Origin of the sequence: Mesorhizobium mediterraneum, from assembly GCF_002284565.1 — a bacterium.
Lineage (GTDB): Bacteria > Pseudomonadota > Alphaproteobacteria > Rhizobiales > Rhizobiaceae > Mesorhizobium > Mesorhizobium mediterraneum.
The window spans coordinates 81,226-94,077 of the sequence record NZ_NPKI01000027.1 but is presented as its reverse complement, the minus strand read 5'-3'; the positions used below and the strand labels follow the sequence as shown (position 1 = coordinate 94,077).

The following is a 12,852-nucleotide window of genomic DNA, read 5'->3' as shown; positions in this document are numbered from 1 at the left end:
GAGACACCGTCCATGAAACTGTTGCGCCTTACACCCATTGCCATTCTCGCTTGCGCCCTGGCACTTTCGGCCTGCGCCAACACCGTCCGCGGCGTCGGCAAGGACGTCAAATCGACAGCAAACGCGGTTGAGGACACCGTCGAGAATCCCTGATCCGCAATCTCATCAACGCGCATCGCGATCAACGTAGTTCAAGCGATGCGCGTTAAGTCCTTGTAACATCTGGGAACAGCAAAGTCGCGCTGCAAGGCGCGACTCGGTTTAGTGTGCATGCCGAATTCGCCGAGATCGGGCCGAGGCGCGGACGTCGTGTCCGCCTGTTGCAATTGTTTTCTTCGGGGGCAGGCACGAAAATTTGACTTTTCGAGCAGGGGATATGCCGTTACCCTTTTCTAGTACCCTCAACAACGAAACTAGGAGCCTTACGATGAAGACCGCTCTCTTAGTTGTCGCCGCTCTGGGCCTTTCTGTGTCCGGCGCCGCAGCGGAATGTGTTGGCCACACCAAAACGACGGCTTCCGTAGATCAGCAAACCAAAGCTGCAAGCGTAGATCAGCAAACCAAAGTCGCAAGCATTGCAAATACGACAACTGCCGACACGCCGGTCCTGAAAAAGGAAGAGGCGAAAGAGTCAGAATAGGCGTTTCAACCGGCCCGAACGCCCCGAGCAAGGCTTGCCGCGCTCAACGTCCCGTTTAATGGTTTCATCGGGTATGTTCGCTACGCGGATCGCTGTCGCTTACTAAATGTTTTGACATGCCAGCGTTACGCGCCGCATCGGCCTTTATCATAGCATCAGTACGGGCTTCCGTACTGATGCTCCTGTCTTCTCCTCGCCAGCTCAGGCCGAAGCGCGGACGTTGTGCTTGCGCTTCATGAAGTCCTTGGCGGTCTCGACCGCCACGGCGGCGTCGCGGCAATAGGCGTCGGCGCCGACGGCCTTGCCGAACTCCTCGTTGAGCGGCGCGCCGCCAACCAGCACGACATAGTCGTCGCGGATGCCCTTTTCCTTCATCGTGTCGATGACGACCTTCATGTAGGGCATGGTCGTCGTCAGCAGCGCTGACATGCCGATGATGTCGGGCTGGTGCTGCTCGATGGCGTCGAGATATTTTTCCACCGCATTGTTGATGCCGAGGTCGATGACGTCGAAGCCGGCGCCTTCCATCATCATGCCGACAAGGTTCTTGCCGATGTCGTGGATGTCGCCCTTGACGGTGCCGATCACCATCTTGCCCTGCTTAGGCGCGCCGGTGGCGGCGAGCAGCGGACGCAGGATGAACATGCCGGCTTTCATCGCGTTGGCGGACAACAGCACTTCCGGCACGAACAGGATGCCGTCGCGAAAATCCTCGCCGACGATGCGCATGCCTTCGACCAGTGCCTCGGTCAGCACCTTGTAAGGCGCCCAGCCGCGCTCGAGAAGGATATTGGTGCCTTCCTCGATCTCTTCCTTCAGCCCGTCATAAAGGTCGTCGTGCATCTGCTGCACGAGCTCGTCGTCGGAAAGCTCGGAAAGGATGATCTCGTCGTCGGCCATTTTTAATCCAGCTCCTTGCCGCACGGATACAGTTGCGGGGCCTCAAATATCACGTCAATACCTAACCCGCTACAGCCTTGCGTCCATAGCTGATTTGCGACTTCCCGCAAAAGGAAAGCGACCGCAAATCTATTGGAATTCTTGTCGATTTTGCGACAGGCGTTGGCGCTGGCGGGCCGTTTCGAATAGGGTGCATGGCTACGATCCGGCCAGAAGGCGCAATATGCGGCCGTAACAATTATGCCAGAACAAAAGTCAGGGAAGAACGATCATGAGTGAGAACGCGCCGGTCGACCAGGAAGCGTCAAACGCGCGGCGCGGACGTGCCGCCAGCGGTGGTGCCGCTGCCCGGCGGGCAGCGCGCTCGGGTGGCGGCCCCGGCACCCAGCTCACCTACATCAAGCGCAAGATCAACGTCTATGAGGTGCTGGACGAGGAAGGGCTGGCGCTGATCGAGAAAAACACCGACACGGTGCTCGAAGAGATCGGCATCATCTTTCGCGACGACGCCGAGGCGCTGCAGCTGTGGAAAGAGGCCGGCGCCGACGTCAAGGGCGAGCGCGTGCATTTCCCGAAAGGCCTCTGCCGCTCGCTGTTGAAGACAGCGCCGTCCGTCTATACCCAGCACGCCCGCAATGCCGAGCGCTCAGTGCAGATCGGTGGCAACGCCACCGTCTTCGCGCCGGTCTACGGACCACCCTTCGTGCGCGACCTCGACGGCGTCAGGCGCTATGCAACGATCGAGGATTTCCGCAATTTCGTGAAGCTCGCCTATATGGCGCCGTCGATCCACCATTCGGGCGGCACGGTATGCGAGCCGGTCGACGTGCCGGTCAACAAGCGCCATCTCGACATGATCTACAGTCATATCAAATATTCGGACAAGCCGTTCATGGGCTCGGTCACCGCGCCGGAGCGCGCCGAGGACACGGTGGCGATGGCAAAAATCGTGTTCGGCGACGATTTCGTCGAGAACAACACGGTGCTGACCAGCCTGATCAACGCCAATTCGCCGATGGTGTTCGACGAGACCATGCTGGGGGCGCTGAAGGTCTATTCGCGCCACAACCAGGCCTGCATTGTCACGCCGTTCATCCTCGCCGGCGCGATGAGCCCGGTGACGGTCGCCGGCACGCTGACCCAGGTTCTGGCCGAAGTGCTGGCCGGCGCGTCGTTCACGCAGCTGATCCGGCCGGGCGCACCGGTGCTGTTCGGCACCTTCGCCTCGTCGATCTCGATGCAGTCGGGCGCGCCGACCTTCGGCACGCCGGAGCCGTCGCTGGTTTCCTATGGCGCGGCGCAGCTCGCGCGCCGGCTCGGCTTGCCGTTCCGCACCGGTGGTTCGCTGTGCGCCTCGAAAGTCCCGGACGCGCAGGCGGCGTACGAGAGCGCCAACACGCTGAACTCGACGATCCTTGCCGGCACCAATTTCGTGCTGCATTCGGCCGGCTGGCTCGAGGGCGGGCTCGCCTCCTGCTACGAAAAGTTCATGATGGACATCGACCAGCTCGGCATGACGCAGAAGTTCTCGGAAGGCGTCGACCTGTCGGAAAACGGCCAGGCGATGGATGCCATCCGCCAGGTGGGTCCAGGCAGCCATTATCTCGGCTGTGACCACACCCAGGCCAATTTCCAGACCGCCTTCTACCGTTCCAACATCGCCGATAACAATTCCTACGAGCAGTGGTTGGCCGAAGGCGAAAAGACCGCGCCGCAGCGCGCCAACGAACTCGCCCGCCGCTGGTTGGAAAGCTACGAGGCGCCGTATCTCGATCCGGGCATCGACGACGGGCTGAAGGATTTCATCGGCAGGAAAAAGGCGTCAATGGCCGACGCCTTCACCTGAAAGGAGCCCGAGTCAGGCGGGGCTAAAGTCGCCAACATCATCCACAAGGAAGTCTGGCGGAGCGCCTTCTCCGACCCGGACCGAAAGGGATGATTTGAGTCCGCCCCTCCGACGTCTTCGGACATCGCTTGCCCGGAGACCGATATGGCTCGAAGGAAGGTTTTCAAGGGTGTTGCGATCGATATCGCCAGATCGTTCGTGAGCCGTAACAACGACGTTAATGGCTACTGGGGCGTTGGCAAACTCCATTCATTGGCACAAGAAAATTCGACGTCCAAAATTCGAATAGACCTGTCAGAAGAGTCTTCCGCGACATTGCCAGCCTTCGCTTCGATGATAGGACGGTATCGTTCCATGATTGAGGCCCAAGCCGCGGTTCGCGGCTTGAAACTTCAAACTTGTTCGATCGAGGTGGAGTTTGACCTGTCTCGGAATATCATTGATGCCCCTGTCTGCTCGGATGACGAAAACGGGTTTAGGTGCTGGTTGACGATCGTCGATGATCGGGGGAAGGCTTGGAGCCATATGGTCTCGGGGTGTTCCCGCCCTCACGATCCGAAACGAGAGTCACGCAGCTTACGAGCTTCATAAGGCGACTATGTCCGATGTGACGTCCTTTGGGTTGCAATCTCACGGGTCGCGACCTCGTTATGAAGGCGTTGGCAAGGCCTTGGCCGCTCACGGTCTCATGCTTCGCGGTGGGTTCAATTTTCGCAGTATGTGAAGCGCCTCCACCTAGCCCCTCTGGCGCTGCCGCCAGATCCGTCTTGCTGGTGGGGCAGGCGGGCGCCGCGCCATGGCCGCATTTCCTGCGTTGGCGGGGGACGACCGTGATCAATCCGCTCAGCGACCGGCAGCCAGCATGTTGGTGGCCACCGCGATCCCGTGCTATTCCGCTCGCCTAGCTGAAGGCGTTCACCTTTGATGGATGAGCGATTTATCGGGGGACGGGTGCGGATGCCTTTCAATCCAGTCAGGCGAAACCGGAATATTGGCACGCCGAAGCAGGGCCATGGGCAAAACAACCGCATGATCGTTCCCCGACCGTGGATATCCGCTGGATGGTGTGCGGCGCAGCTCAATCCTGGCCAGATGCTGCGCAGGACGGTGAATGGCAGGGACGTAACACTCATTGTCGAAAAGACGAGCGGTGGGTGTGTTCACGCATGCTCGGTCGAAGATGTGATCTTCCTTCTCTCTCATGTTCCTCTCGCTGACTGGGCCGGGCTGGAAACATTTGTCTTGCGCCAACCGACGCGAAAAGCGCGCGTACTCAGACCGGCGTGGGGGCGAATGTTTTATTATGCCGATCTTGGTTTTCGCGGATCCTCCATCGAAAAAAGTGGTCCGGCCTTATTTTTGGAAGCCTGTAACGTTGGCGACACCATCGAATGGTCCACATCGCTGGACCCTGAGGATGCGGCAGAGTTGGACAGACTTCGTTTGGATGGTCACAAAGTCAGCCGGGTTGGGAAGAAGCATCTCGTTTCCACCTCACTCGATTCCGTGCGAGCCACGCAGCTCTATCGCACGCTTCTGCATGAGATCGGTCACTGGGTTGATTGGCTTGGAAAAGTGGAAGCGCCGTTCGCCCAAGGTGAGGACTACTCAACACTTTATGACCGCTATTTTGCCCGGCCCAAAGGTGAAGTAGAGGCGTTTGCGCATCGCTACGCCGATAATTTGCGTGAGACGCTTGAGAAAAGGGGAGTAATCCCGTTTTCAAGGATCGAAGGGTGACAGAGTTCCTTGAGCGCAGCATGGTCGAAACCGTCGCGGCTGCGCTTTCCGCTCACGGTCTCATGCTTCGTGGCGGCTTCAATTTTACGGACGGCGAGCAAGCACCTTCCGGTCTCTCTGGCGCTGCCGCCAGATCCGTGCTGTTGGTGGGGCAGGCGGGCGCTGCGCCGTGGCCGCATTTCCTGCGCTGGAAAGGAAGCCAACCGCAAACCATCGCCAATCCGCTCGATACGTGGTCGCGTGAAGTGATCGGCGCGGTGGCGAAGAAATTCGGCGCGCGTGCCGTGTCACCGTCCGACAGGCCGTATCTGCCGTTCCAGCAATGGGCGAAGCGGGCGGAGGGACTGAAGCCGTCGCCGCTCGGCATCCTCATGCATCCGCAATACGGGCTCTGGCACGCCTATCGCGGCGCGCTGCTGTTCGAGGACGAGATTGCGCTCCAAGAACCTCGCGACGTGATTCACCTTTGCGATGCATGTCTGGAAAAACCTTGCCTGAAATCCTGTCCGGTCGACGCGTATTCTGCGGATGGTTTCGCGCATGAAACGTGTCTGGCGCATGTGCGTGGGCAAAACGGCGCGCCTTGCCGAACCGGCGGTTGTCTCGATCGCAACGCCTGTCCCTATGGCACGGCCTATCGCTATCCCCCAGAGGCTCAAGCTTTTCACATGGCGGCGTTTGCGCGTCTTTAGCATCGCCGAATGCCGCACGGAATCTTGAATGCGGTTGCCTCATTACGACTTGCCCTGACGGACTGCGCGGATATCTATCGCACGACAAGTCAAAGGAGTGGTGATGGCGAAGCGGGACATTCAGATCAAAACCAGCGACGGCTTGGCAAAAGCCGGTCTGTTCCGCTCGGCAGCCCCGGCCAAGGCGGCTATCATCCTCTATATGGACGCTTTTGGCCCGCGGCCGGCGCTCGACCAAATGGCGGAACGGCTTGCAGGCGACAATTACGCGGTATTGGTCCCGGACCTTTTCTACCGCAACGCGCCCTACGGCCCTTTCGAGGCCAAGACCGCATTCAGCGACGAGAAGCGCAAGGCCGTCATCACGGGTCTTCTCAGCGGCACGACCCAGGACATGACCATCCGCGACAGCGGCGCTTTCCTCGATGCGCTCGATGCCGAAGGCGTGGCCGGACCAGTCGGCGCCGTCGGCTATTGCATGGGCGGAGCGCGGGCGCTGAATGCAGCCGCGGCCTATCCCGACCGCATCGTTGCCGCCGCCAGTTTCCATGGCGGCAATCTGGCGAGCGATGCTGCCGACAGCCCGCATCGGAAGGCTGCGTCGATCAAGGCGCGGGTCTATGTCGGCACGGCTGGTGTGGACCGCAGCTTCCCACCCGAACAGTCGGCGCGGCTGGCCGAAGCGCTGCGCACGGCCGAGGTCGACCACGTCATCGAAAACTATGCCGGCATGGCGCATGGCTGGTGCGCGCCGGACCACAGCGCCTTCGATGCAACCGGCGCTGAGCGCCACTGGAAGCGGCTGACGACGCTGTTCGCGGAGACGCTCGGGTAGGGCGCAGATGGTCTTCAAGTGACCGCCTCCCAAAAAATTTCTTCCATCATCCCAAGGAATCGCCATTAGCCTTCGTCCAACAGGCAATGATGGCGATGATGCTGGATGAAAGCGAAGCCTCCGACGCCGAATTGATCGGGCGGGCGAAGGGCGGAGACAGGGGGGCTTTCGGCAAATTGCTCGAAAGGCACTATGACTTCGTCTATCGCGCCGCCTATCGCTGGTGCGGGAAAAAGGCCGATGCCGAGGATGTCGCCCAGGAAGTCTGCGTCCGGCTTGGCCGGGCGATCCGCGATTATCATGGCAGCGGCGCCTTCACCACCTGGCTCTACACCATGACGCTGAATGCGGCACGCGACGTGATGCGCAAGACCGCCCGCGAGACGGTCAAGATCGACGCCTACGGCGCTTACGCACTGATCTCGGGAGAAGTCGAGCCTGAAGATCCGACCGAGGCGCTTTGGGCGGCAGTGCGGATGCTGCCGGGCAAGCAGCGTGACGCAGTGCTGCTCGTCTATGGTGAAGGGCTGAGCCACGCTGCCGCTGCCGAGGCGATGGCGATCTCGGAGACGACGGTTTCCTGGCACATCCATGAAGCGAAGAAACGGTTGAAGACGCTCATGCGTTCAGCCGGGGAAGTGTGATCATGGTCGACGATAACGAACTCAACAGGCTGCGCGACATCGCAACACCGGCACCGGGCACCGACGCGAAGGCGCGTGCCTTCGAGGCCGCCATGCGGGCTTACGACCTGGACGAAAAAACTTCACCTGCCGCCCAAGGATCGGCGAACGGGCTTCGTCTCATAGAGCGAGCACAAAAGCTCTGGAGTGAAATCATGCAAAAGAAGCTCTTCGCCACCCCGGCCATTGCCGGTCTCGTCGCCCTGCCGATCGCCGGATACGCCACCATCTATATGCTGCAGGAGCAGCCGTTCCATTCTGGTGGGGACGAGAAGATCACCGAAACGCTGGCCGACAAACCCACGGCTAAAGCGCCGGTCACGTTGGGGCCGATCACCGTGGCCGAGGCCGACAAACAGAAGAAAGCTGATGTCGACGCCGAAAGCCGCGCCGCGGCCGAGGCGCTTGCGCCGGCATCGCCGCCGAAGCCCGAGTCGAATGCGCTTGGTGGCCTGGTGCAACAGGATATGCTGGCTCGCAATGCGCCCGAGCCCTCGCCTCGCGAGGCGCTGGCTGGCGGTTCAAGTACCACGGCTCCTGCAGCCGATGGCGCCGCGCAGATTGGCCGTGTGCCCGGTACTGTCGCCCAATCCAGGTTGATGGCTCAGCCTTCGACCGCACCAGCCGACCAGATGCTGCTGCCGGAGCAAAACCGCGACCGCGTCGAGGATTTCAAGACCAATCCGGTGCGTGCCGCGCTCGAAGACCCGGTCTCGACCTTTTCGATCGATGTCGACACGGCCTCCTATTCCTTCGTGCGGCGTTCGCTCAGGGAAGGTGTTGTGCCGCAGGCCGACACGGTCCGCGTCGAGGAGATGATCAACTACTTCCCCTATGACTGGAAAGGTCCGGACACTGCCTCGACGCCGTTCAACTCGACCGTCAGCGTCATGCCGACGCCATGGAACGAGCATACCAGGCTGATGCATGTCGCCATCAAGGGTTTCGACGCCAAGCCGGCCGAGCAGCCCAAGGCCAATCTGGTGTTCCTGATCGACGTGTCGGGCTCGATGAACGAGCAGGACAAGCTGCCGCTCCTGCAGTCGGCCTTCCGGCTTCTGGTCAGCAAGTTGAGGCCCGACGACACAGTCTCGATCGTCACTTACGCGGGTGATGCCGGCACTGTCCTGGAGCCGACCAAGGTCTCGGAGAAGGACAAGATCCTCAATGCCATCGACACATTGACGCCCGGCGGCTCGACGGCCGGCGAGGCGGGCATCAAGGAAGCTTACCGGCTGGCGCAGAAATCCTTCGTCAAGGACGGGGTCAACCGAGTGATGCTGGCCACGGACGGCGACTTCAATGTCGGCCAGACCGACGATGACGATTTGAAGCGGCTGATCGAGCAGGAACGCAAGACCGGCGTGTTCCTGTCGGTGTTCGGTTTTGGCCGCGGCAATCTCAACGACCAAATGATGCAGACCATTGCCCAGAACGGCAATGGCACCGCTGCCTATATCGACACTTTGGCGGAGGCCGAGAAGGTGCTGGTCGAGGATGCGTCCTCGACGCTGTTCACCATCGCCAAGGACGTGAAGATCCAGGTCGAGTTCAACCCGAACAAGGTCTCGGAATACCGGCTGATCGGCTATGAGACGCGCGCCTTGAACCGCGAGGATTTCAACAACGACCGCGTCGATGCCGGCGAGATCGGCTCCGGCCATTCGGTCACCGCTATCTACGAGATCACGCCGAAGGGCAGCGGCGGCGAGAAGATCGATCCGCTGCGATACGGCCAGGCTTCGGTGAACAATGGCGGTGTCGCCAATGCCGACGAATACGCCTTCGTGAAGATCCGCTACAAGCTGCCGAACGAGGATGCCTCGAAGCTGATCACCACGCCGGTGACATCAGCCAACGAGGTGTCGAGCTTCAACCAGGCCAGCACCGACCAGCGGTTCTCGGTTGCCGTCGCGGCGTTCGGCCAGAAGCTGCGCGACGAGGATGCGACCGCGAAGTTCGGCTACGACAAGATCGTGGAGATTGCCACTGCCGCCCGGGGAGCAGACCCATTTGGGTACCGCTCCGAGCTCCTCTCGCTCGTGCGCCTTGCCTCGGCGCTGGGCGGCAATCGGTAGTGGCGATGATGGCCGGTTTTCTTCAGATGGGATCGTTCTGATACGGGATAACCGACCCACGGGCGGGGTGCGGCAGGCCGGCAGGGGAAACCTTGCCGGCCTTTTTCGACATTGTAATTCCGACATTGGTCGTGACGCCTCGACGAAAGTGCCGGGTAGCCGAAAGCGTCAGGCGCGGCTGCGCCGGCGCTCGCGGCGGGCTTCGCTGGTCTCGGCTGTGTTGACCGTGGCCTGCTTGTTGCGCATCGGGCCGATGCGCTCGACGATTTTCTCGACGGTCGGGCGATCCGACTTAGTGTGTGCGTCGAGCGCCTTGCGCATGGCGGCTAGGTGAGCGAACGAGGTGCCGCAGCAACCGCCGACGATCTTGGCGCCGGCATCGACGGCGAGCCTGACATAGTCGGCCATCAGTTCGGGCGTGCCGGAATAGTGGATTTCGGCGCCACGGAATTCCGGAATGCCGCAATTGCCCTTGACGATCACCGTCGCCTCCGGCTTCGCCTCGGTCATGTCGAGCAGCGAAGCGAGGATGTCGGAGGCGCCGACACCGCAATTCGCGCCGACACCGAGCGGCGCCTGCGACAGTCCATCGGCGACGCCATGGATGTCCTTCGGCAACAGCCCCATCATGGTGCGGCCGGCGGTGTCGAAGGAGCCGGTATAGGTATAGGGCAGGCCGACGCGGATTGCGGCTTCGACGGCGGCGCGGATTTCGTCCGGCGCCGACATGGTCTCGATCCAGGCGACTTCGGCGCCGCCGGCCTTCAGGCCCTCGATCTGTTCGGCAAAGGCCTCGACCGCCTCGTCATAGGTCATGGCGCCGAGCGGCACCAGCAACTCGCCGGTCGGGCCGACCGAGCCCGCCACGATGACCTTGCGGCCGGCTTTATCGGCGACGGCGCGGGCGATCTCGGCGGCGCGCTTGTTCAGCGCATGCACGCGGTCCTGCGCATGGTGCAGCTTCAGCCGGTGACGGGTGCCGCCGAAGGAGTTGGTGAGGATGATGTCGGCGCCGGCATCGACAAAGTTCTGGTGCAGGCTGGTGATGGTGTCCGCCGCGGTCTCGTTCAGCAACTCTGGAGCCTCGCCGGCCTCGAGCCCCATGGCGAACAGATTGGTGCCGGTGGCGCCATCGGCGAGCAGAACGCCCTTTTCGGCAAGCAGCGCGTCAATCGGGTTGGTCATTGGAAATACGCCTTCCGGGGAACTCTTTGTCGAGATAAGGATATAAAGAACTCTTTATATGGCGTCAATGTCGACGCGAGAAACAGGCCGTCAAAATCGCATCTCTGCCAGCCTTTGCGTGAAACTGGCTGCTTCATGCGCGTTGATGTCGGCAGCACGGATCAGATTGTCGAAATGGCTGGTCAGCGTGCGGACCGGCTGGGTCGCATTCAGCACCAGATACATGTCGCCGACATAGATGGCGGCGCGATACGGTCCGAAGATGGTGTAGGGGATCGAATAGCGCATCCGCCCATCATAGAGAAACAGGCGGAACGTGGGATAGAGGTCGTCGAGCAGCGTCGCCATGTGGAGAAGCTGCTGGTGGCGGTCGGCCTCCGGGAAACGGTCCCACACGCCTAAGCCCCGCGCAAAGATCTCCAGCGTGTGGCGCGGCATGCAGACCTCCATGTCGGTTTCCGGCCGCCGGTTGTAGTCGATGCGATACTGCGTCTCACCGGCCTGCGCCTCGCGGCTCTTGTTGGCGATGCCCGCCTCGTAGTCGACAAGCGCCTCGGTGCGCAGAAGATCGGGAATGCCGGCCGGCACGTAACGGATTTTCGTGCCTGCGGCCTCGGCATGCCACCTTGCCAGCAGCGTGCGGTCAAAGCCATCGGGCGCTTCTTCGATCTCCAGGCTCTCGCGGATTTCACCGGTGACGCCTTCGTCCTGGCTGAGGCCGAGCAGCCAGTCGAGCGACACCTTGAATTCGGCGGCGATGTTGAGCAGCGTTTCGGCGCGAGGAAGGCGTGTCGAGGCGCCGGACAGCAACTGCGAAAGCGCCGAACGGTCGATGCCCACCGCCGTCGCGAAGGCGGACTGGTTCAAGTCGGACCGTGTCAAGAGCATTTTCAGGCGCTCCCGAAAGATCGTCGACAGGTCGCGTTTGTCCATATCGTCATTCCGGCCATTGGGAGGAAAAAAATCCGCCGAAGCCACCGAAGCGGCACCTTAGGCGTAAATGAATCCTCCAGCTTGTTTACAAAATATAACATATGCGGCTGAAAATGCGCAATCGCAACATCTTGTGCGCTTTGTCGCGTTGCAGCGATTCAACGCTCCTGACACAATGCTGTCAGGAATCAAAAATGATTCCGGCGACTGGAAGGGCAGTGGTCGATCCATGACGAGCACGAATAACAGACGACGCAATGCACCGGCCATCGAATGGCCGACCGTGTTTCTGGCGTTTTTCTGTTACGGCACCTGGCTCGTCGGCGGCTCGCTCATCTGGCCATCGTACCCGCTGTTGGCGCTCGCCGTTCTGGCGTTGGTCGCCGCACTGCAATCCTCGTTGGCTCACGAAGTCCTGCACGGCCATCCGACCCGCAATGCACAGCTCAACGAAGTTTTCGTCTTCCTGCCGATAGGCCTCGTCTGGCCGTTCCGCCGGTTCAAGACCATTCACCTGCGCCACCATGCCGACGAACGGCTGACCGATCCGCTGGACGACCCCGAAAGCTACTACAAGGCGCTGTGGCACCATGACGAGTTGCCGCCGGCGATGAAATTTCTGCTGAAGATCAACAACACCATGGTCGGCCGCTTCGTGCTTGGCCCGTGGCTCTCCTGCATCGGCTTCTTCATCGACGATGCCAAGCAGATGCTTGCCGGCGACAAGGTGATCCGCAAGGCGTGGTTGCTGCACGCGATCGGCCTAGCCGTCGTGTTGCCGGTCGTGCAGTTCGGCTTCGGCATCCCGTTGTGGCTCTACATCCTGGTGCCGGTGTGGCTCGGCCAGTCGCTGATTTCGATCCGCACTTTCGCCGAGCACCAGTGGTCGGAGCATCCGGAAGGCCGCACGGTGATCGTCGAGCGTTCGCCGCTGTCCTTCCTGTTCCTCAACAACAATTTGCATTTCGTCCATCACAAGAGCCCGACGGTGGCCTGGTACCGGTTGCCGAAGTTGTTTGCCGACCGCCGTGACGAGTGGCTGCGGATGAACAATGGCTATGCCTATCCGAACTATTTCGCGCTGCTCAAGGCTTATGCGTTCAGGGCTAAGGAGCCGATCGTTCACCCCGTGCTGCGGCGCGCGCCGGAACCAGGCCGGGCGTTCAAGCCGCGCGTCAGGGCGCGCAGCCTCAATGGCCTTGGCAGCGCGCCGGTGCCGGCCGAGCCGCCGAAAGAATGAATTTTGCGGCATCGCCGCGGCGATAGCCAGGTGCGCGTCAATGGTCTCGTCAGTTTCTCAGCGTAACGATCAAAGTCCCG

General features: G+C 61.1%; 12 protein-coding genes. 9 read left to right on the top strand and 3 right to left on the bottom strand.

Features of this window, described 5'->3' with window-relative positions; all coding sequences use genetic code 11:
- The first annotated feature begins 12 nt into the window (after positions 1 to 12).
- On the top strand, positions 13 to 153 hold the full coding sequence (locus CIT25_RS22430) for an entericidin A/B family lipoprotein (RefSeq protein ID WP_095486701.1): 141 nt from the start codon (positions 13 to 15) through the stop codon (positions 151 to 153).
- Between the two features lie 274 nt (positions 154 to 427).
- Positions 428 to 640: a hypothetical protein gene (locus CIT25_RS22425; RefSeq protein WP_095486756.1), complete on the top strand. Its 213-nt coding sequence runs from the start codon at positions 428 to 430 to the stop codon at positions 638 to 640.
- Between the two features lie 201 nt (positions 641 to 841).
- On the opposite strand, the gene CIT25_RS22420 is transcribed toward CIT25_RS22425, so the two are convergent.
- The gene (locus CIT25_RS22420; RefSeq protein ID WP_095486700.1) at positions 842 to 1,540 is read right to left on the bottom strand and encodes a corrinoid protein; all 699 of its coding nucleotides are present in this window, start codon (positions 1,538 to 1,540) and stop codon (positions 842 to 844) included.
- A gap of 271 nt (positions 1,541 to 1,811) precedes the next feature.
- Between CIT25_RS22420 and CIT25_RS22415 the strand changes: the two genes are divergently transcribed.
- The 6 genes from CIT25_RS22415 (at position 1,812) to CIT25_RS22385 (ending at position 9,414) form a co-directional block, all read left to right on the top strand.
- The gene (locus tag CIT25_RS22415; protein ID WP_095486699.1) at positions 1,812 to 3,386 is read left to right on the top strand and encodes a trimethylamine methyltransferase family protein; all 1,575 of its coding nucleotides are present in this window, start codon (positions 1,812 to 1,814) and stop codon (positions 3,384 to 3,386) included.
- 924 nt (positions 3,387 to 4,310) lie between these two features.
- Positions 4,311 to 5,126: a hypothetical protein gene (locus tag CIT25_RS22405; RefSeq protein ID WP_095486698.1), complete on the top strand. Its 816-nt coding sequence runs from the start codon at positions 4,311 to 4,313 to the stop codon at positions 5,124 to 5,126.
- Positions 5,127 to 5,146: 20 nt separating this feature from the next.
- Entirely contained in the window at positions 5,147 to 5,818 is a 672-nt protein-coding gene (locus CIT25_RS22400; RefSeq protein ID WP_095486697.1) for a hypothetical protein, read from the top strand.
- Positions 5,819 to 5,921: 103 nt separating this feature from the next.
- Positions 5,922 to 6,653, top strand: a complete 732-nt coding sequence (locus tag CIT25_RS22395; protein WP_095486696.1) for a dienelactone hydrolase family protein — start codon at positions 5,922 to 5,924, stop codon at positions 6,651 to 6,653.
- 89 nt (positions 6,654 to 6,742) lie between these two features.
- Positions 6,743 to 7,297 (top strand): RNA polymerase sigma factor, encoded by a 555-nt coding sequence (locus tag CIT25_RS22390; protein WP_095486755.1) that lies wholly within the window; start codon positions 6,743 to 6,745, stop codon positions 7,295 to 7,297.
- A 2-nt stretch (positions 7,298 to 7,299) separates the two neighbouring features.
- Positions 7,300 to 9,414, top strand: coding sequence for a VWA domain-containing protein (locus CIT25_RS22385; RefSeq protein WP_095486695.1), 2,115 nt, complete (start codon positions 7,300 to 7,302; stop codon positions 9,412 to 9,414).
- A gap of 168 nt (positions 9,415 to 9,582) precedes the next feature.
- Here the strand turns inward: CIT25_RS22385 and bmt are convergent, their stop codons facing one another.
- On the bottom strand, positions 9,583 to 10,599 hold the full coding sequence (gene bmt / locus CIT25_RS22380) for a betaine--homocysteine S-methyltransferase (RefSeq protein ID WP_095486694.1): 1,017 nt from the start codon (positions 10,597 to 10,599) through the stop codon (positions 9,583 to 9,585).
- Positions 10,600 to 10,689: 90 nt separating this feature from the next.
- Positions 10,690 to 11,532 (bottom strand): helix-turn-helix domain-containing protein, encoded by an 843-nt coding sequence (locus CIT25_RS22375; protein WP_029351899.1) that lies wholly within the window; start codon positions 11,530 to 11,532, stop codon positions 10,690 to 10,692.
- A 229-nt stretch (positions 11,533 to 11,761) separates the two neighbouring features.
- Here CIT25_RS22375 and CIT25_RS22370 point away from each other — a divergent pair, with 229 nt between their 5' ends.
- On the top strand, positions 11,762 to 12,772 hold the full coding sequence (locus CIT25_RS22370; RefSeq protein ID WP_167391082.1) for a fatty acid desaturase: 1,011 nt from the start codon (positions 11,762 to 11,764) through the stop codon (positions 12,770 to 12,772).
- The last annotated feature ends 80 nt before the right edge of the window (positions 12,773 to 12,852 follow it).